General features: G+C 65.9%; 18 protein-coding genes and 1 CRISPR repeat array. Of the genes, 10 read left to right on the forward strand and 8 right to left on the reverse strand.

Annotated features, from left to right (window positions below):
- The 4 genes from CYJ26_RS05245 to CYJ26_RS05260 all read left to right on the forward strand — a co-directional run bounded on the left by CYJ26_RS05245 (position 1) and on the right by CYJ26_RS05260 (position 4048).
- Positions 1-405 carry a DUF2550 family protein gene (locus CYJ26_RS05245; RefSeq protein WP_101638088.1) on the forward strand — a complete coding sequence of 135 codons (405 nt, stop codon included), beginning with the start codon at positions 1-3 and terminating at the stop codon, positions 403-405.
- A gap of 244 nt (positions 406-649) precedes the next feature.
- On the forward strand, positions 650-1345 hold the full coding sequence (nucS, locus tag CYJ26_RS05250; RefSeq protein WP_101638114.1) for an endonuclease NucS: 696 nt from the start codon (positions 650-652) through the stop codon (positions 1343-1345).
- A gap of 56 nt (positions 1346-1401) precedes the next feature.
- A complete protein-coding gene (locus CYJ26_RS05255) occupies positions 1402-2736 on the forward strand; it encodes a DNA glycosylase AlkZ-like family protein (protein ID WP_101638089.1) in 1335 nt (444 codons plus the stop codon).
- Positions 2737-2818: 82 nt separating this feature from the next.
- Positions 2819-4048 (forward strand): N-acetylglucosamine-6-phosphate deacetylase, encoded by a 1230-nt coding sequence (locus tag CYJ26_RS05260; RefSeq protein ID WP_034237053.1) that lies wholly within the window; start codon positions 2819-2821, stop codon positions 4046-4048.
- On the opposite strand, the gene CYJ26_RS05265 is transcribed toward CYJ26_RS05260, so the two are convergent.
- Positions 4038-4472: a beta-class carbonic anhydrase gene (locus CYJ26_RS05265; RefSeq protein ID WP_006548521.1), complete on the reverse strand. Its 435-nt coding sequence runs from the start codon at positions 4470-4472 to the stop codon at positions 4038-4040. The genes CYJ26_RS05260 and CYJ26_RS05265 overlap by 11 nt on opposite strands.
- Before the next feature lie 49 nt (positions 4473-4521).
- Positions 4522-5433: a formyltetrahydrofolate deformylase gene (gene purU, locus CYJ26_RS05270; RefSeq protein WP_244902032.1), complete on the reverse strand. Its 912-nt coding sequence runs from the start codon at positions 5431-5433 to the stop codon at positions 4522-4524.
- Positions 5434-5755: 322 nt separating this feature from the next.
- Here purU and CYJ26_RS10725 point away from each other — a divergent pair, with 322 nt between their 5' ends.
- Together CYJ26_RS10725 and CYJ26_RS05275 are read left to right on the forward strand one after the other, a co-directional pair.
- Positions 5756-6187: a hypothetical protein gene (locus CYJ26_RS10725; RefSeq protein ID WP_024036065.1), complete on the forward strand. Its 432-nt coding sequence runs from the start codon at positions 5756-5758 to the stop codon at positions 6185-6187.
- A gap of 675 nt (positions 6188-6862) precedes the next feature.
- Entirely contained in the window at positions 6863-7042 is a 180-nt protein-coding gene (locus CYJ26_RS05275; protein ID WP_034237050.1) for a hypothetical protein, read from the forward strand.
- A gap of 135 nt (positions 7043-7177) precedes the next feature.
- On the opposite strand, the gene CYJ26_RS05280 is transcribed toward CYJ26_RS05275, so the two are convergent.
- Positions 7178-8317: an ROK family transcriptional regulator gene (locus CYJ26_RS05280; protein ID WP_101638090.1), complete on the reverse strand. Its 1140-nt coding sequence runs from the start codon at positions 8315-8317 to the stop codon at positions 7178-7180.
- Positions 8318-8441: 124 nt separating this feature from the next.
- Between CYJ26_RS05280 and CYJ26_RS05285 the strand changes: the two genes are divergently transcribed.
- The 4 genes from CYJ26_RS05285 to CYJ26_RS05300 all read left to right on the forward strand — a co-directional run bounded on the left by CYJ26_RS05285 (position 8442) and on the right by CYJ26_RS05300 (position 13785).
- Positions 8442-9338, forward strand: a complete 897-nt coding sequence (locus CYJ26_RS05285) for a carbohydrate ABC transporter permease (protein WP_006548528.1) — start codon at positions 8442-8444, stop codon at positions 9336-9338.
- Positions 9331-10152 (forward strand): carbohydrate ABC transporter permease, encoded by an 822-nt coding sequence (locus CYJ26_RS05290; RefSeq protein WP_034237049.1) that lies wholly within the window; start codon positions 9331-9333, stop codon positions 10150-10152. The genes CYJ26_RS05285 and CYJ26_RS05290 overlap by 8 nt, the downstream gene beginning before the upstream one ends.
- 28 nt (positions 10153-10180) lie before the next feature.
- Positions 10181-11449, forward strand: a complete 1269-nt coding sequence (locus CYJ26_RS05295; protein ID WP_101638091.1) for an ABC transporter substrate-binding protein — start codon at positions 10181-10183, stop codon at positions 11447-11449.
- 140 nt (positions 11450-11589) lie between these two features.
- Complete coding sequence (locus CYJ26_RS05300; protein WP_101638092.1) at positions 11590-13785, forward strand: glycoside hydrolase family 31 protein; 2196 nt, start codon at positions 11590-11592, stop codon at positions 13783-13785.
- 134 nt (positions 13786-13919) lie between these two features.
- Positions 13920-16026: direct repeats of the CRISPR family, unit length 28 nt; unit sequence GGCTCATCCCCGCTCACGCGGGGTCGAC.
- Positions 16027-16081: 55 nt separating this feature from the next.
- On the opposite strand, the gene cas2e is transcribed toward CYJ26_RS05300, so the two are convergent.
- The 5 genes from cas2e to cas7e are packed head-to-tail and all read right to left on the reverse strand — an operon-like array spanning position 16082 to position 19923.
- Positions 16082-16537, reverse strand: a complete 456-nt coding sequence (gene cas2e / locus CYJ26_RS05305; RefSeq protein WP_316262849.1) for a type I-E CRISPR-associated endoribonuclease Cas2e — start codon at positions 16535-16537, stop codon at positions 16082-16084.
- Entirely contained in the window at positions 16462-17406 is a 945-nt protein-coding gene (cas1e, locus tag CYJ26_RS05310) for a type I-E CRISPR-associated endonuclease Cas1e (protein WP_034237046.1), read from the reverse strand. Before cas1e ends, cas2e begins: the two co-directional genes overlap by 76 nt.
- Positions 17407-17411: 5 nt before the next feature.
- Positions 17412-18092: a type I-E CRISPR-associated protein Cas6/Cse3/CasE gene (gene cas6e, locus CYJ26_RS05315; RefSeq protein WP_081944995.1), complete on the reverse strand. Its 681-nt coding sequence runs from the start codon at positions 18090-18092 to the stop codon at positions 17412-17414.
- A complete protein-coding gene (cas5e, locus tag CYJ26_RS05320; protein WP_081449153.1) occupies positions 18083-18799 on the reverse strand; it encodes a type I-E CRISPR-associated protein Cas5/CasD in 717 nt (238 codons plus the stop codon). Before cas5e ends, cas6e begins: the two co-directional genes overlap by 10 nt.
- Positions 18799-19923 (reverse strand): type I-E CRISPR-associated protein Cas7/Cse4/CasC, encoded by a 1125-nt coding sequence (gene cas7e, locus CYJ26_RS05325; protein WP_006548545.1) that lies wholly within the window; start codon positions 19921-19923, stop codon positions 18799-18801. Before cas7e ends, cas5e begins: the two co-directional genes overlap by 1 nt.

Consider the following 19923-nt stretch of genomic DNA (forward strand, 5'->3'; position numbering starts at 1 on the left):
ATGACGGCAACGGGCTGGTGCGTGCTTGCGGTGCTTGCCGCCGCGCTGGTGCTCGTCGCCCTCATCCTTCTGCGGGTGCGCCTGCTGGCCAGCCAGGTCGGTTCCTTTGAGTGCGCGCTGCGCCGTCCGCAGGACCGCCGCTGGATGAGCGGGGTCGCCTGCTTCGGTGACGAGGCGGTGGAGTGGTACCGGCTCATCTCCCTGTCCTGGCGCCCGAAGTTCCGTATGCCTCGCCAGGACATGGTTCTGACGGACGCACGACGGCGGGGTACCGCCGGTCGCGTCGTCGACGTGGCCTGCCAGGTGGGCCAGGCACGCTACGACCTGGGCATGCTGGAGGACTCCCACTCGGCCCTGGTGGCGTGGCTGGAGTCGGCGGCGCCCACGCAGCCGCGACTGTTCTAGGCGTCCCCCGGCGCCATGCCTACCAGGGTCTGCCAGCCCCTCCGGTGGCAGGGCCTGGGACTAAGCGGGACGACGGCGCAGCCTGGCCGAGCGCTGCCACCCCGGCGCCGATCGAGGCGATCCTGGGGGTCGGGCTGTACGGCACGGCGGGGCCCTGGAGGAGGCGGGCCGGGTGATGGCGACAGGAGGCTACGGACTGCCGGGTGGCTAGGCCGTGCCAGGCAGTGCCGGTAGGCTGCCCGGCGTGCGTGTTGTCATTGCCTCCTGCTCCGTGGACTACTCCGGTCGCCTGGACGCCCACCTTCCCCGAGCCAAGCGCCTCATCATGGTCAAGGCCGACGGCTCGGTGCTTGTCCACTCCGACGGCGGCTCCTACAAGCCGCTGAACTGGATGAGCCCTCCCGCGCGGCTGGCGGAGGTCGAGGTAGACGAGGAAGACGCCGAGATCGGCGTGGTCCAGCGCTGGGAGGTCTCGGCCACCAAGACGGACGACCGGCTCGTCATTCGTCTGTTCGAGGTCTTCTCGGATGAGTCGATGGACCTGGGCGTGGATCCGGGACTGACCAAGGACGGCGTGGAGGCTCACCTGCAGGAGCTCCTGGCCGAGCAGACCGAGCTCATTGGGCCCGGCTGCCGACTGGTGCGCCGGGAGTACCCCACCCCGATCGGCCCGGTGGACCTGCTCGTCCGCGATGGCGAGGGCCACGCGATCGCGGTGGAGGTCAAGCGCGTGGGCGGGATCGACGGTGTCGAGCAGCTGACCCGCTACCTCGACATGATCGACCGCGACCCGCTGCTGACCCCGGTCCGCGGTGTCTTCGCCGCCCAACAGATCAAGCCGCAGGCCCGGGTCCTGGCCGAGGACCGCGGTATCCGCTGCCTCGTGCTGGACTACGACGCCATGCGTGGGATGGACGATCCCAGCTCGCGGCTATTCTGAGCCCGTCCGCGCACGAGACCCAGGCCCCTGCTCCCGGTGCCAGGCAAGGAGGCTTGATGACGACGTCGAAGCTCAGCCCCGCCCGTCAGCTGGCGGCCCCGGGCTCGTCTGCCCGTGAGAAGTCGCTCCTGCGCATCGTGGCTCAGGGCCTGGTGGCACAGACCCAGGCGCCGGACCCGGCGGAGGCAGTGCGACGCCAGCTGGCCATCCAGGGCCAGCAGCCGTCAGCTGTGCCTCACGCGATCCTCTCGCGCGTGCCGGTAGGACTGACACGTCAGGACGTTGACGCAGCCTTCCAGGCCGGAGCACTGGTTCGCTCCTGGCCCATGCGCGGCACGGTGCACATCACCACGGCGGCGGACCACCACTGGATGCGGGTGGCCCTGGCCCACCGCATGGATGGCTGGATGGCAGGCGACCGCCGGGACTACGGCCTGGATGAGACTGTCCTCTCACGGGCAGGCACGACGGCGCTGGCGGCGCTCGGCGCAGCCCGCCGCGAGGGCCGGGCGGGGCTGACCCGCGCTGAGCTCGTCTCCGCCTGGCAGGAAGCCGGCGTGCTTCAAGGACTGCTTAAGCGCGGGATGCCGCAGCCTGCTGCACGCCGCCACCTCATCCTGGCCCTGCACGTCACCGGCGTCCTGGTCCAGGGCCCGCGACAGGGCAATGAGCACCTGCTCGTGGACGCCACACAGCTGCCCGGCGCGCATCTGGGGCCAGGGGGCAGTGGCGGCGGGCATGGCGGCGACGGACACCGCCAGGCGCTCGCCGAGATCGCCAGGCGGTATGCCACGAGCCACGGCCCGGTCAGCGCGGCCGACCTGGCCCGCTGGACCACTCTGCCGGTGGGTGAGAGCCGGCGGGCGCTGGAGGACGCCGTCGAGATCACCAACGCCGCGGGCTTCGCTGCCGGCCAGGTCGACGCTGCTGAGCGCGGCTTTGTGCCTCTGGTCCGTGCGGTCGCCGAAGGAGGCGATCGCGGCCGGGTACGGGCGCTGGAGGGCCAGGCAAGCGTGCAGGCGGCTGCGCCGTCGTCGGGCTCTCGGCGGGCAGATGACGTGCTCTACATGCGCGCTGATCTGCCCGACCTGTTGGCCGGCAGCCGGGCGGCCGCCCAGGGCACGCTGTTCCTGGCCTCCTTTGACGAGCTGCACGTGGGCTACAAGGACCGCCTGTGCCTGACGAACGAGGCGGGGGAGCACCTCATCTGTCCCTCCAGGAACGGCATGTTCCGACCCCTCCTGGTGGACCGGGGGCGCGTGGTCGCTGTGCGTCCGGTGGGTCAGGGGCTCACGTGGGCGCAGGACGCCAGACGATCAGCCAGGCTCGAGCGAGCTGTCGAGCGGGCGGTTGGGCGGATGGAGGCCCGGCTGAGCGCCGGTCGGGGCTGAGAACGTACGGGTGCCGGGCCAGCGCTCGGAGCCGGGGCGGCTCGCCTGGCTGGTCTGGACCACTTGGCATAGGCTGGCCCCTATGAGCACCGTTGCTTTCACTGGCCGAGTTGTTACCCCCTTCGAGATCATTGAGGACGGCGCGGTCGTCATCACTGACGGACATATCGCCTGGGTCGGCGAGACCAGCCAGGCCCAGCGGGCCGGTTTCGGTGAGGAGATCGCCCACGCCACCGCGGCGCCGGAGGACGGCTACCTCATCCCCGGCCTGGTGGACGTCCACTGCCACGGCGGGGGCGGGGAGTCCTTCCCCAACGCCACCACGCGCGAGCAGGCGATGACGGCGGTCATGGAGCACCGCCGTCACGGCACCACCAGCTTGGTGACCTCATGCGTGACGGCCAGCGGCGAGGTCCTCAAGGAGCGCACCCGCCTCTTCGCCGACCTCGCCGAGGAGGGCGAGATCGCCGGGATCCACTACGAGGGCCCCTTCGTCTCCGTCGAGCGCTGCGGCGCCCAGGACCCCACCTACATCACCGACCCCGACGCCACCCTGACACGCGAGCTGCTGGAGCTCGGGCGTGGGCACGTGGTCACCATGACCATCGCGCCGGAGAAGCCCGGGGTGACGGGGGATGACGGCGTCATCGAGGCACTGCTGGCTGGCGGCGCCCTGCCCTCCTTTGGACACACTGACTCCGAGTCGGCGCCGGTGCGCCAGGCGCTTGACGATGCTGAGGCCCGCATCCAGGCGCGGCTCATGGCCGGTGAGCCCGTGCGCTCACCGCTGCCGACGGTCACCCACCTGTTCAACGGCATGCGCCCCATCCACCACCGCAAGCCCGGACCGGTGCCCTCCTTCCTGGCAGGGGCAGCGGACTGGCGCTGCGTCGTCGAGCTCATTGGCGACGGCGTGCACCTGGCCCCGGAGATCGTGCGCGAGGTCTTTGACCTCGTGGGCAAGGAGAACATCGTCCTCATCACCGACGCCATGGCCGCAGCCGGGATGGCGGACGGCGAGTACGTGCTCGGCTCCCAGCCGGTCACGGTCGCCGGAGGCGTTGCTCGTCTGACCGACGGCGGTGCTATCGCGGGCGGGACCGCGCACCTCATCGACGTCGTGCGCACGACGTGGAAGGGAGGAGTGGACCTGCTCGACGCGGTCTACTCCGCCTCGGTCCAGCCGGCACGCGTCATCGGCGACGAGAGCATCGGTGCGCTTGAGGCCGGACGGTGGGGTGACGTCGTCGTCACGGACGCTGAGCTCAACCCTGTGACGGTGGTGCGCCGCGGCGCCGTCGTCAGTGACTGACCTCGGTCAGGGCGCCCGTGGCGACGTCGTAGACGAAGCCGCGGGCGCGCTGTCCTGCCGGGACGTGCGGGTCTGAGGCCAGGGCCGCCATCATCTCGCGCAGGTCCGCCTCGGCGGACCGGAAGCCCCCAGGCCGCCAGGTCGGGCGGATCCCGGTGCGCTGAGCCAGACGGTCCGCAAAGTCCTGGTCCGTCAGGCCCTCCATCCCACAGTCCGTGTGGTGGACCAGGGCGATCTCCTCCACCCCCAGGGCGTGCTGGGTGATCGCGAGCGAGCGACGGACGTCGTCGGTCAGGACGCCGCCGGCGTTGCGGATGACGTAGGCCTCGCCGTCGTCCAGCCCCAGGACCGCCAGCGGGTCCAGACGGAAGTCCATGCACGCGACGACGGCCAGACGGGGCTTGGGAGAGCGTGAGGCAGCCATAGACCTAGTGTGCCGCAAAGGCGCTCGCGCGTGCGCGGACGCGCGAGCGTCAGGCGAAGACGACGGTGCGGTGGCCGTTGAGCAGCACCCGGTGCTCGGCGTGCCACTTGACGGCCTGGGCGAGCACCCGGCGCTCGACGTCCTGGCCCTTGCGCTGGAGCTGGAGGGCGGAGTCGGCGTGCGAGGCGCGGGTGACGTCCTGCTCGATGATGGGGCCCTCATCCAGGTCCGGGGTCACGTAGTGAGCGGTGGCACCAATGAGCTTGACGCCGCGGTCGTGGGCCTGCTGGTAGGGCTTGGCACCCTTGAAGGAGGGCAGGAAGGAGTGGTGGATATTGATGACGTTGCCGTGTAGCGTCTCGCACAGGGCAGGGGAGAGGATCTGCATGTAGCGGGCGAGCACCACGAGCTCGACCTCCAGGGAGTCCACGAGCGAGAGCAGCTCGGCCTCGGCCTCCGCCTTGGTGTCCTTCGTGACGGGGATGTGGTGGAAGGGCACGCCGTAGAACTCAGCCACGTCCCGCAGGGTCTCGTGGTTACCGACCACGCCGACGACGTCGATGGGCAGGCCCTGGCTCTTGGCGCGGAAGAGCAGGTCGGACAGGCAGTGGCCCTCCTTCGAGACCATGAGGAGGGTACGGATGGGACGGTCGGCCTCGTCCAGGGACCAGCGCATCTCGTAGGTGGCGGCGAGCTCGGCGATATCCGCCTCCAGCTCGGTGCGCGGGACGCGGGTGAGGACGGCCACACGCATGAAGAACAGGCCGGACTCTGCGTCACCGAACTGCTGGGACTCAGTGATGTTGCCGCCCCGACGGGCCAGTGCCCCTGTGACCGCGTGGACGATGCCGGGGCGGTCCGGGCAGGACAGGGTGAGGACCAGGTGCTGGGCGTCGCCTGGGGTGGGACAGGAGACTGGGGTGGCCGCGGTCGCAGGCGTGGTGGTCGGGGCTGAACTCATGGCCAGAGGGTAGCGGCGGTGATTGACCGGGATGTTTCGGGTCCGCGAGGCGGACTGAGAGGCAGGTGGCCTTGGTAGTCTGTGAGTGTGACGCTCGACTCATCACGAGAAGGCGAGAACGCCGACGTCGACGAGCCGAAGTTGGGGCTGCGTGACCTTCCTGCTCGGGACTGGATCATCATCGGCGTCGTGCTGGGCGCGGTGATCGGTGAGCTCATGTGGCTGGTGCTCTCGCCGATCGGCCCCTACGCGCTGCTGAAATACGCAGGGCGTGTACTGATACCGGCTGCGATGGCGGTGTTCGGCATCGGCGGGATCTTACGTGTGCCTCGGAACGTTCCAGCTCGCCTGGATGGGGAGGGGGCGGCCTCGCGCCCTCGTCGTCACGGGGGTGGCGGGGCTGGTGGTGCTGGTGCCACTGACTGCTGGGGCAAGCGCCTGCACGGTGTGGTGGGCCGCGCCGGTGGTCCAGGACGCGCTCAGCGGGCCGCAACGACGTGTGGTCGAGCGGTGCGAGGGCTGGCAGACGGGGAAGGACTCCAGGACCGAGGAGGAGAGTGGAGCCGCCGGCTACCGACTGGTGATGGCTGACGGCGTGGTCGAGGAGCGTCAGGACGTACTGCGGCACCGATCGGCCTGGGACAAGCGGCTGCCTGCGAGGTTGCAGGAGCTGTGCAGCGGCGAGGGCGGGCCCTCCTTCGAGCTGGTGGTCTACCCGCGCACCGGCGGGATCCGGGACGTGCGGGTGCGCTGAGACGAGACCTAAGGTCTGGGGTCTGTGTTTCCGTGGTCCTGGTGAAACCACGGTGCCTCGTCCTCGCGACCAAAGGGGATACGGCGACCGCAGGACCTGCAGACCCACTCGTAGCGGGTCTGGTCGGTTTTCATCCGTGCATAGCGGCAGCGCCAGCCACAGCTAGGGCCCTCGCCTTCGCTTGCCAGGGTTGAAGCGACGTAGCGGCTGCTACGACCTGGGTGGTCGGTCTGTGTGCGGCGTCTGCGGATGACGGTGCTGAGAGCCCACATCGCCGGGAGCACGACCAGGAGCACGAGCGCTGTGCGCCCGATCAGGAACGCGATGAGGTCGCCAAGGTTGGAAGGCATCAGTCTCGCATGCTGTCTGCGGGTGAGGAACAGATTCGTTCTGTCTGTGGTCTATCGGGGATAGATAGCTGCGAGGTAGACCAGGGACGACGAGGAGGTGAAGTCTCGGTGAGAGGTAGTGGAGCGGGGGTCCCGAGCCCGGACAGGTCCAGGAACAGGCTTAAGACAGCTCGTCGTCGAAGTAGTTGTTATCGATCTTGGAGAGCGTGAAGCGGCGGGTCTCGTGAACAGCGACGCCGTCGCTCCGTAGCGGAGGACAGGGTGACCGGAGGGGATGAACTGATGGTGACGATGACCTCAACGATCTGACGGTTACCATCAGTTCATGAGCGCTATCCAGACGCACGTTGAGGGGACTGACTACGACACTCTCCTCAACGAGGCGCTGGCGGACCTGGAGCTCGACGCGACAGACAGCCTGGACGACGACTGGCACACCTACCGCCACTACGCCGCCCGGTCCCTGGACTTCATCGCCCAGATCCGCGCCCTGGACAACGCATAGAACCACCAGCCAGCACCTGGAAGGCTGCCCGCCGCGCTCGCGGACCGGGTGGTTCTGTTGTCTCAGCTTCCCGTATGCCTGTCTTCCTGGAACGGGCAGAAAGAATCGCTCGCGGGTACTGGGCCCAGGTGGTTTCTAGGACGCCCGTCTGCCGACGATGGGCGAGGCGAAGACCAACGAGGCCGCTCCGTACGCCCAGGTGTCTTCGGACCAGGGCTGGACCGTGACCGGGATGTCCCGGCGGTGGATGGGCAGGCGCGACCTGAACCCGTGGGAGAAGCCGGCCTCCCACAGCGGCCATACATCGACTCCCTCGCCAGAGATCGTGACGGTGTCCGGATCGAGGAGATGGACGAGATTCGCTGCGGCGCGGCCCAGGAGCAGTGCGGCGTGGTAGAAGACTGACCGTGCCGCCTCATTGCCGCTCAGGGCCAGAGCGTTGAGATGATCCTTGCCTTGGGTTGCGGTCAGCAGGCCGGCCTTGCGAGCCTGGCGGACAAGACCGTCGTCGCCGATGAGGGCCTCCAGGCAGCCGGAGAGGCCGCAGGAACAGGGCACGTCGCTCTCAGTGATCATCGTATGGCCGAGCTCTCCGGCACCGCCGCGTCCGCCGTGGATGATCTGCCCCTGGCTGGTGAACGCCGCCCCGATGCCGATACCGATGGTGATGAGAAGGTCGTCTCCTGTGGGCTGGGGTGAGTACAAGCGGTGGGCGAGAAGGAGAGCGTTGACGTCGTTGTCTATGATGACCGGCAGACCCGTGCGCTCACGTACGAGCCGACCCAGGTCCACCTGGTTCCAGCCCAGAATGGGAGCAGTGACGATGTCCGGGTCCTGGGGCTTGCTGAATCCTGGGATCGCAAGTCCGACTCCCATGAGCTCGTCCTGGTGTGAGCGTGCGGCCTGGGCCACGGCCTGGGTGATCTGATCCAGAGCGTCGGGGGAGCGCATGTCAAGGTCGAGCGAGGTGCTGGGTCCTTGCTCCTTGTTCATCTCCACCTCGGTCACGGCGAGGTGGTTGGGCGTGATCTTGACTCCGAGGGCGTAGCGTCGCCTGTCATTGAGGTCGAGCAGGGTCGCTGGGCGGCCTCCGCTGGACGCGTCCGTCCCCGCCTCGCGCAGGACGCCTTCCTCGATGAGAGAACGGGTGAGGTGGGTGATGGAGGCGGGCGAGACGCCTAGCTGTCGTGCAATGGAGGCGCGTGACAGGGGACCTCTGGTGCCGATCAAACCGATGATGGCGTCGGAGAGGTCATTTCCCACGTTGTGTCCCACAAGTCCTCCTCGCTGGTGCTGCCGCAAACATACGTCCCCTTGATCCGGCTCGGAAGTTGCTTGACAGTCATTACTTCATGTCTTACTTTAGCACTTAAGAAAGTACTGAAGGAGTCGAACTGACATGAGTACTGCTGCAACGACGCGGCGCTCGCGGGGTGGACATGGGCGGTGGGCGGTCTTCTTCCTCGCGCCCAGCTTCCTGCCGTTAGCGCTCTTCACCTTCTTCCCCATGGCGAAGTCGGTGTGGATGAGTCTGCACAACTGGAACCTCATCTCCGCGCCGACCTGGGTCGGCGTCGAGAACTACAAGAGGCTTCTCAGTGATTCGGCAACCATCCAGGCCTTCTGGCACACCCTGCTCTACGTCCTGGGATATCTGCCCTTGGTCTACTGCGGTGGTCTGGCTCTGGCGCTTGTGCTGAACACCCGCCTTCCAGCACGAGGCCTGCTGCGGGCGGTCTACTTCCTGCCGGTCATCACCTCCTGGGTCGTGGTGGCGCTGGTGTGGAAGTGGATCCTCAACCCCAGTAGCGGTGTAGTCAACACCGCGCTGGGGGCGCTCGGTCTGCCCGAACCAGGCTGGTGGACGGACCCCCACTGGGCGATGGCGTCAGTCATCCTGGCCTCGGCCTGGAAGGACCTCGGTTTCGTTATGGTCATCCTGCTGGCCGGGCTGCAAGGAATCCCGGGGGAGCTGTATGAGGCGGCACGAATCGACGGCGCGACCTGGTGGGCCCGGCTTCGCTACATCACCGTCCCGCTCCTGACTCCCTCAACGTTCTTCGTCGTCGTTATCAGCCTCATCAACGGCTTTCAGGTATTCGACCAGGTCTTCGTGATGACTGGCGGTGGACCGCAAGGGGCCTCACAAGTCGTCGTCGGGCAGATCTATGACCTCACGTTCCGGTACGGGCGAGCCGGCGAGGCGGCGGCCCTGTCCTGGTTGCTGTTCGGCGTGATCCTGACCATCACCCTCATTCAGATGTGGGGCCAGAGGAAGTGGGTGCACCATGCGTAACCGTCGTCTGCTTGGTCGCGGAGCCTTGACGGTCCTGGTCTGCGCCGGCGCCGTGATCATGGTGTTCCCGTTCCTGTGGACCCTCATCACCTCGATCACACCTGAAGGCTCCTTGGCAGGGGGGCCCTCGCTCGTGGTGAGGAACCCGACTCTTGACGCCTACCGTGAGCTCTTCACAAGCCTGCCGATGATGCGGATCATCGCGAACTCGATCCTGGTCTCCGTGGTCACTACTGGGCTTCAGCTCCTGACCGGCGCTATGGCGGGGTACGGATTTGCCCGGCTCGAGTTCCGTGCCAAGGGACTCCTCTTTGCCCTCTACCTCGCCACCATGATGATTCCGCTGCAGGTCCTGGTGGTGCCCCTGTTCATCATGTTCAAGGACCTGCACCTGCATGACACGTACTTCGCGCTGATCGCCCCGGCGGTGGCGTCAGCCTTCGGTGCGTTCATGCTGCGCCAGGCGGTCGAGGCCGTGCCGCGAGAGCTTGACGAGGCTGCCACGCTCGACGGCGCAGGTCATCTGAGGATCTTTGCGTTCATCATCCTTCCTCTCATTAAGCCCACACTCGCCACCGTCGGCATCCTCGCCTTCATGTCCACCTGGAACAGCTTCCTGTGGCCCCTGGTGGTGATCCGGTCTCCGGAGCTCCAGACGCTTCCCCTTGGTCTAGCGACCTTGCAGGGACAGTTCACCACGCGCTGGGACGTGGTCATGGCGGGCTCGGTGATCTCCATCCTCCCCATCGCACTGGTTTACCTCTTCGCGCAGCGTCACCTCATCGCAGGCGTGGCGCACACCGGCATCAAGTAACTACCCCACTGATGAAAGGTTCACGACAATGACGTCTTTGATGACTCGCCGAGGCTTCCTCGGCGCGACGGCGACGGCGGCCTTGGCCTCTGTGGCTGCATGCACGCAGGGCTCGGCCACCCGCGACAGTGAGGAGGTCGCCGCAGACGGGTCGGTGACCATCACTTATATGAATTTCTCCGCGAACGGAGGCCATGAGGAGGACCTGCAGGCCATCGCAGACGCGTTCCACGAAGAAAATCCTCAGATCACCGTCAAGCTGGAGACCGTTCCATACGACTCCTACTTCACCAAGCTCCAGACTGCTGTGGCAGGCGGGACGGCCTCGGACGCCTTTGAGCTGAACTACGAGAACTTCGTGACCTACGCCTCCAACGGATCGCTCAAGGCGCTCGATGGGATCGACTCCAGCTCGTACAGGCCCTCGCTCTTTGAAGCCTTTACTCGGGACGGCGCCCAGTACGGACTGCCAGAGTCCTTTAGCAATGTGGTCCTGTTCTACAACAAGACGCTCTTCGAGGAGCACGGTCTTGGTGTGCCGACGTCGGAGTGGACCTGGAAGGAGGAGCGGGAAGCGGCCGAGAGGCTGACTGACACTGCCACGCAGACATTCGGCGACTACCAGCCTGTCAGCTTCCACGAGTTCTACAAGGTACTGGCTCAGTCCGGCGGTCAGTTCCTCTCCGATGATGGCACCCGGACGGCTTTCAACTCTCCTGAAGGCGTTGCAGCGGCCTCATGGCTCGTAAGTAAGCCCGGCGCCGTCATGCCGACCGCCGCTGACGGGGCGGGAGCGCCAGACTTCGACTCCGAACTGTTCAAGTCCGGCAAGCTGGCGATGTGGCATTCAGGGATCTGGATGTTCGATGGCCTTCAGGACGTTCCCTTCGACTGGGACATCGTGGTCGAGCATGGTGAGACGACGAAGGCCTCAGCAATGTTCACCAATGGTGCGGTTGTCAGCGCGACGACGGCCAAGGCTGAGGCCGCGACGAAGTGGATCACGTACCTCACCTCCTCGTCCACGATGAGCGAAATCCGGCTCTCGTCTGCCTGGGAGCTTCCTCCCGTAGCCGATGACGCTGCCTTCGAGAGCTATCTTGACAGTGGTCAGCCTGCCAACCGCCAGGCGGTCTTGGAGTCCTTGGACAAGACGGTGCTGCCGCCGGTGATTGCCTCCCAGCAGGAGATGCAGGATGCGATGACCCAGGCGCTGGAGAGCGCGGCAGCCGGGGCGCTGTCGGTGGAGGAAGCACTGGCGCAGGCAGCCTCGAAGATCGACAGCTTGCTGGGCTAGCTCCTCCCTTAACCGAATTCGGGGCCGAGGAGAGTCGAATCCCCCCCCCCGAGCCCGATGCCTGCCTGGTTCGGCCGCTGCTCGCGCGCCGAACCGGGCAGGGAGACCACTGCCCGCAACCGACGAGAGACAACAAGAATATGACCGACATGCAGATTCTCCATCGCCCCTACGGCGTCGAGCACCCCTATGCGCGCTCCTTGGACCAACGCAGCCCTGCCGTCGCGGTAGCAGGGGAGGAGCTCATCATTGCGGCCAGGACGACGGCGCCTGCCACGGCCGTTGAGTGTGTACTCTCGCTGCCGTCAGGGACGGTACGCCTACCAATGGCCGCCGTCGATGGCGCTGACTCCGACGCCGCCTTGCTGGCTGGGGGCGACGGGCACCTCGCGGCTGCCCAAGAGGCCGCCCTGGAGGCGGACAACGGATGGCAGGTGGTACTCGCCGCCACGCCGCACGAGACGGGAACCTACTCGTTCGTGGCCTCCGGCGCCGACGGCGTTGTGCATTCGCAGGAGTTCTCCTTGCGACCGGCCTCCTGGACACAGGAGCCGTGTGGACGCCTTGAGCTGGACGACGAGCGCCTGATTCCTGGCTCGGTACGGTGGCTGCGTTCGGCCGCAGGCATTCACAAGGTCAGGTTCGGCATTCGGTTGGCGAGCGACGAGCACGTCGTTGGATTCGGGGAGCGTTACGACTGGGTGGACCAGCGCGGGCATTGCCTGGACGCCGTCGTATTTGAGCAGTACAAGTCCCAGGGGCAGCATCACCGGACCTACTTGCCGATGCCATGGGCGATGGTCGTCTCTGAGAACACCGGTCGGGCCTGGGGCTTCCACCTTCAGACCTCACGGCGCTCGTGGTACGACGTCGCAGCGTCACAGGACGGAGTCCTCCTCATTGAGGCAGATCTTGACCCCACCACCGATCCTGCCCTTCGTGTCGCGACGTGGAGCGGAACCCCACAGGAGACCCTCAACGGTTTCCTCAACGAGGTGGGGCGAGCGACCCAGATGCCCGAGTGGGTGTTTGGACTGTGGGCCTCTGGAAACGAGTGGAACAGCCAGGCTGCGGTGATGGAGCAGGTGCATCGTCACCAGTCCGAGGGGATCCCGATCAGCGCCGTCGTCATTGAGGCCTGGTCTGACGAGGAGAGCTTTACGGTGTTCCGAGACGCCTCCTACGACGTGGGCGGAGGGCAGCTGCCTGCAGCCGAGAACCTGGTCTATCCCGCAGACGGGGCCTGGCCGGACCCAGCAGGAATGATTCATGACCTTCACGAGCGCGGTATCAAGGTGCTCCTGTGGCAGATTCCCCTGCAGAAGGCGGAGCAGAGCGACAGCGCTCTAGCACAGGCGCAGAGAGACTCCCTGCTCGCCAGCGGGCACATGGTTAGGGAGGCTGACGGGTCGGCCTATCGCAACCGCGGGTGGTGGTTCCCTGGCGCTTACCTGCCTGACCTGTCAACCGCGGCTGGACGGCGATGGTGGACGGAGCAGCGGCGCTACCTGGTTGAGGACCTGGGTGTTGACGGATTCAAGACCGACGGCGGAGAGCACGCCTGGGGGCACGACTTGTGCTATGCCAATGGTCAGCGAGGCGATGAAGCCAACAACCTCTTCCCAGTCCACTACGCGGCGGCCTACGGGGAGCTGCTGCGGTCCGCCGGAAAGGATCCAGTGACCTTCAGCCGTTCAGGCTTTGCGGGGTCACAGCCACATGGGATCTTCTGGGCCGGGGACGAGAACTCGACCTGGGAGGCGTTCCGGTCCTCGATTACCGCTGGGATCACGGCTGGCGCTAGCGGCATCGTGTACTGGGGCTGGGATATCGGAGGTTTCTCCGGGCCGGTCCCGGACGCCGAGCTCTATATGCGTGCCTTTGCTGCGTCGGCGTTGATGCCGATCATGCAGTACCACTCTGAGTTCAACCACCATCGCCGTCCGTGCCGTGACCGCACGCCGTGGAACGTGGCGGAGGCTGCAGGTGAGCCACAGGTGGTGGAGGTAGCGCGTCGGTTTGTGGCACTCCGTCAGCAGCTGCGGCCGTATTTGGCCAGCGAGGCACAGGACTGTGTTGCTGGGGGAGCGCCGCTGATGCGGGCGCTGTTCTTCGACCACGCGGACGATCCGGAGATCTGGAACCACCCGTTGCAGTACAAACTCGGCAGCAAGCTGCTTGTTCATCCTGTCACGCAGCCGGGTGCCAAGGAGTGGCAGACCTACCTTCCTCAGGGTGATTGGGAGGACTTCTGGACCGGTGAGAGGCTCCACGGCGGGCAGATGGTGACCACGGCGGTCGACTTCTTCACGGTGCCTGTGTTCCGACGGGGCTGAGATCGGTGGCCGCGCAGCGCATTGCTGCGCGGCCACCGTCTGCTCTGAGCGGCTCAGTTGGGATCAACGCAATATCCCCGAGACGTCGGGGGGGGGGAAGGTCGCGTTTCTCGGCGCAGGCGCCCATTTGCTCCTTCGCATCTCCGCTCACGCGGGGTCGACTTTGCGGTCACCCACCGGCGGCGGCGCTTGCCGGGCTCATCCCCGCTCACGCGGGGTCGACCTCACCCTCCTGGACGACATCGACGAGGAAGAGGGCTCATACCCGCTCACGCGGGGTCGACTGCGGGGTGCTTTGTCGGTGAGCGGGTCCGGTCGGCTCATCCCCGCTCACGCGGGGTCGACGCCATCGAGGCTGGCGACGCTGGCATCGACGAGGGCTCATCCCCACTCACGCGGGGTCGACAACACGCGCGGGCGGCGCATACACGTCGCAGTGGGCTCATCCCCGCTCACGCGGGGTCGACAGTGCCCCCACCTACTGCAACTAGGTGAGGGCGGGCTCATCCCCGCTCACGCGGGGTCGACAGTGCCCCCACCTACTGCAACTAGGTGAGGGCGGGCTCATCCCCGCTCACGCGGGGTCGACCGCGCCGTACCCAGCCAGGTCGAGGCCCGCCCGGGCTCATCCCCGCTCACGCGGGGTCGACTCTCGCTTCCAAACGGGTTTCCTATCGCTCCTGGGCTCATCCCCGCTCACGCGGGGTCGACCGCGCCGTACCCAGCCAGGTCGAGGCCCGCCCGGGCTCATCCCCGCTCACGCGGGGTCGACCCTGCTGATGGTGGCTCTGACCGCCTGAGATCGGGCTCATCCCCGCTCACGCGGGGTCGACCGAGCCCCCGGCGGCTTGGTGGGCTTCGACGGCGGCTCATCCCCGCTCACGCGGGGTCGACCCGGGGCCGGGGCTTTCATCGCCGCCATGGCGGGGGCTCATCCCCGCTCACGCGGGGTCGACCGCGACGGTGCCATCAGGAGCGCAAGCATTGGCGGCTCATCCCCGCTCACGCGGGGTCGACCAACGATCCCGATGATGCTCGTCTGTGGCGAACGGCTCATCCCCGCTCACGCGGGGTCGACGTCTCTGGCTTCCGGGCCCTTCCAGGAGGTGAGGGCTCATCCCCGCTCACGCGGGGTCGACGTCGTCGTGGGAGTCGAGTGAGGGCGTGCGGTCCGGCTCATCCCCGCTCACGCGGGGTCGACACGAAAGCACCCTCTAATTTGTCGTAGGTGAGTGGGCTCATCCCCGCTCACGCGGGGTCGACTCCAGGGTCGTGGCGGGGGCGGCGGGGGTGGCGGGCTCATCCCCGCTCACGCGGGGTCGACCCCGTCCTCAACTGTCAGATACGGGCCTTGCCCGGCTCATCCCCGCTCACGCGGGGTCGACATTACTCCCCAACTTGCTCAGGAAGATTGAATCGGCTCATCCCCGCTCACGCGGGGTCGACCAGGGGCCCGATCTTCTCCCCGATCCCGGACAGGGCTCATCCCCGCTCACGCGGGGTCGACATCGTCGCGATGTGTTCCTGGCTGTTGAGGTTGGGCTCATCCCCGCTCACGCGGGGTCGACGATCCCCCGCGACGGCATCGTGCGGGACAAGGTGGGCTCATCCCCGCTCACGCGGGGTCGACTTAGCGTAACCGGGTTTACCGTATGCGATCCAGGGCTCATCCCCGCTCACGCGGGGTCGACGCGTGCAGGATCGACGACGGGTCGGCGACGGAGGGCTCATCCCCGCTCACGCGGGGTCGACGCTCTGACCGCCTGAGATCGTTGGCGCTGCGCCGGCTCATCCCCGCTCACGCGGGGTCGACCGCACTGCCATTGCTAGCGGTCTGTGTGCGTGAGGCTCATCCCCGCTCACGCGGGGTCGACGCCCCACCGATGAGACGCCACCAGCGCAGAGGCGGCTCATCCCCGCTCACGCGGGGTCGACGGCCTCCATGCCCTTGTTCTTCAGGATCGTCCAGGCTCATCCCCGCTCACGCGGGGTCGACCGCCCGTGGCTGGGAGTAGGCATCGCATGAGGCTGGCTCATCCCCGCTCACGCGGGGTCGACCGTCCGGAAGTCGAGCAGATCGGGGCCGCTCATGGCTCATCCCCGCTCACGCGGGGTCGACCAGAACAACGCGCTGGCCCTGCAGGAGATGGGGGGCTCATCCCCGCTCACGCGGGGTCGACGGCCTAGGCGAGGCGGGCGACAAGGCCGGCGGCGGCTCATCCCCGCTCACGCGGGGTCGACCCTTGGAAAACGCTGGAACTTCAAGCAAGCCAGTGAGCGTGTGGGCCGTATTCCTTTACTGCTGACCTAGAGAGCGTTCTGCGGAGTTCCGAAAACGCCGTCGTCGTGCTGCGATCGACCAGGACTCCTTGGCCGGCTTGACTGCTCCGGGTATGGCTGTCCAGCCCTCAGCGGCACGATAGGACGAACGCATCACCGTGCACCCCTCGATATCGATAGGTTCACGCTCATGCCCCAACGAGGCTACGGCGAAACGCTGTTCTGAACGGACCGACCAGATCAGGAGAGCGCGTCCGTCCCCGATGTAGGTCTGGACCATCTCCCACAGGTGCTCGCGCACTCGCGCGGACAACCGCCCGACGAATACTCCTGGAGAGACCTCCAGGAGCCATCTGGTCACGGCGCCGCGAAGGGAGGCTGGAGCGGCCGAGAGAATCAGGACGACCACGATGCATCCATCCCGATCGCATAATTGGCTCCACCTGCGACGGACTGCCGTTGGTAGTCCCACAGCGAGACGACATTGACGGTGAGATCCTCAGTATGTTCTTGGCCGAGAAGCCGATAGATGTCCGAGACGGAACGCTCAATGACATGCCGCTCGAAGATCTGGTCCCGCACACGACGACGCGTTGTTGCCGAAAGATCTTCCATACCTTCAGCAACAACGTCGAACGCCACGGGAATCGTCACCTCTGCCTTGTACAGGTCAGCAATGTCGTAGACGAACGATCGTTCGTGGCCGGTGTGGACAAATCCAAGGCCGGGAGAGCATCCGAGGGCCACGATGACCGCGTGCACGACTCCGTACAGGGCCGCGTGTGCCGCAGAAAGCGCCTGGTTGATGGGATCAGAGGCTTCGAAGTCGTCCGGCCGGTAATCACGGCGTGTCCACGGAACTCCGGTGCGACGGGAATGACTCCGGTAAATCTCGCGAACGCGTGCGCCTTCCTTTCCGCGAAGCTGCTGCATTGTCATGCGACTGACATCTTCATTCGCGAATCGCATGCAATACATCTCGCGAGCCACACGAAGCCGCTTCTGTGGCGAGGAAACTCTTGCAGCTTGCTCGAGAAGAAGACGAGTCGACGTAGCCAGGGAACGTCCGTGCGCGTAATAACGCACACCTCGCTCACCGACCCACACGGCAGTGGTACCGCACTCTCCGAGGAGCATCATGGCTTGGTGACTGACTGATGTTCCAGGACCGAAGAGGATCGAGGTCAGCGAGGCAGCCGGGAGCCGGATGATCCCCTTGTCATCCCTCGCCGTCACCGCGCCGTCCTCACGATGGACGACGCAGTGCTCCAGATAGAGAAATGACAACCGGTCCTGGACGCGGGGCAATGCGGAGACCGGAGCAGGAAGCACCCGCACCATGGTGGTTACCGCACTTTCGCGAGTGTCATGAGACCACAACCGTAGGCTTTGGAACGGCCAATGCCGGATATGAGCGCGGTACGCAGGAGATCAGGATCAGTGACCTGCAGAAGGCCTTCAAAGACCGTTCGGTTAATCGTCACGCGGTCCCGTCGTCCCTGTTCTGGATTCGACCGACCAAACACAGGCCGTGCCCGACGAACCACCGTCAGCGAGGACCCCACTGACTCCGCAGCCCCGTTAACTGGAAGCATGCGGAAACCATGTGCCGCCGCTCGCGAGAGCAGCCACTGGCGTTGCTGCTCGACCGTGACGTGCCCTTGTCGTTTGCCTCGAACACCGATGCCCTGCGAAATCGCTCGGGAAGGGTTGGCGGCTAGGCGGAACGCCCACACCTGATGCTCAGTCAGCTTGCTCAGGAATGGCTCATAATCAAGGGTTCGGGCCTGCGCCCCGATGCGAGCGGCCTCGTCGAGGAACTGTGAGCAGTCGGGCCTTGACGGGGTCAGGAGGTACAAGGACATCGTCGAGGATGCCTCATCGACGCGCCACAATACGCGGCCTGGTCCGCTGGAGGCAGTTGCTCCGGCAGCCTTGAGAACGACGGCGTGCATCACCTGAGGGGAGCCGAGGTACCGGCGTGCCTGTCTCCTACTCGGGTCGAGCTCGATCTTCGTCAGGAACACCTTCCCGCCTCCTCGATATCAGACATTGGGTCGTGGCTGTCGGGCCGATCGCTGTCACCGACAGGCACGAAGAGCCTCTCGACTTCCCGAGCTTGGTAGTCACGTCGTCGCGGATCGAAGGAGACGGGGGAGTCGAGCGTTGTGTATCCGGAGCCTCGCTCATCTGGAGCTAGAGAGGCAGCATCGATGACGATCTCGGCGCGGAAGCTGTTGTCTTGCCGTAGGCGGAACCAATCTGCGGCCTGCCACGGCTCATCCGTGAGTGCCTGCAGTAGAGAGGCATGCCGGATACCAAGAGACAACGGTTGACTTGGCGGACAGGAGCGCCGCCCCAGGTAGAGAGGAAACACGGGGTGACGAACAGCTACGTCAAGGCCCTCGAGCAGAGTCTTCTCTCCCTCGATGGCCGCGAGATAGACGGCGTCGGCAAGGTAATACCGCTCAGACAGCGGCATGCTTTGCTTGCCGTCCAGCGTTCGAGCGGTGTGGAAGTCACGCAGCACGGTGCCGGGTTGGTCCTTGCGGACTCCGAAACGTAGCGACAACAAGTCCTCAATCGGATCAGTCCGACGCCGTCCGACGGCGGCAGCCAGCATTCCGATGACGCCGCTCTTGGTGGGAGCGAGTTCAGTCCCACGAACAGTGAATCTGGACTTGACTCCCCACGACTGCAGAGGTCCAGCAAGTCGAAGGAGGAGGACAGACATCAGCTGTGCTCCGGGGTAAGTCCGTGAGCAGCAGCCTCGCACACCTTTCCAGGCAGGTCAGCGAAGGTGATGCGCTCGCCGAGGCTTGCGAGCTCTGGGACATCAGCGAGGGAGACCACGAACGAGGCCTGAGGCTTCAGCCCAAAGTTCTCCTCGATCGTGTGCTCGTACCTAGCCAGGGCCTCGACTGAGCGAGTCAGGAAGCCGTCGGACTCGGTGGTGCGGACGGGCTTCTCGAAGGCACCGACGAGTGAGACCGGCTGGTCGTCCCGCACCGAGACAACCACCGAGTCCGGCAGCGTCCTGTTGGCAAAGGTGTTCTGCTTCCCAGTGGGCATCGACAGGCAGAAGCCCTCAAGAAACACGCTCAGGGCTCGCAGAGCCGCGTCCCGGTCTCCCAGGTTCTCGACCAGCATGTCAAGGTTGACGGTCGCGTAGCGATACATCGTTGCCGAGGAGAACTCGACGGTTCCCATCATTCCAGCACCGGCGTCCTCTTCCATCGCACGTGACTTCTCGTCATCGACGGCGGTGAAGAAGTCATACTCGTTTTCTGCGGCGTGAGTCGAGATGGCGTGCGCGACCTGGCATGCAGCATCGACGTTGAGATCGGCGTCGTCGGCGACCATTCGCCCAAACAGGGCGATATCAACCGCATGCTCTTCCTTGAAGATCTTCTTTGTCTCCTTCGGGTCGATCTTCTCACCTGCGTGAGCAGCGCGGGTAGCCATCTCGGCCAGGCGATTGATCTGACTGGTGGACAGGAAGAGAAGATAGCCAGATTCAGCGGGTGCGTCCTTCTTGCCGCGAGGTGGCGCGACCTTGATCTTGGCTGCGGAGAACACCTGCTCGGCTAGAGCGAGGGCGGAGTCGGCAAGGTCGGGAGCGATCGCGCTGATCCGGTCTGCGAGGAGCTCAACGACTCGTTTGGTGCGGATGCCGACGTCAGTAGCATCGAGGTGCTCGTTGAAGTAGAGACGAGTGGCGCGCTTCCAGGACTGGCTCGAGACCCGCAGGCGTCGAACACCGCCGTAGAGAGCGGACTTGGGAGAGCCCGAGTCATCTCGGTTGACGCACGAGGGCGGAAGGCTCTGAATCAGGTGGATGTCGACGAAGGTGCTCAT

Source organism: Actinomyces urogenitalis, from assembly GCF_002861525.1.
GTDB lineage: Bacteria > Actinomycetota > Actinomycetes > Actinomycetales > Actinomycetaceae > Actinomyces > Actinomyces urogenitalis.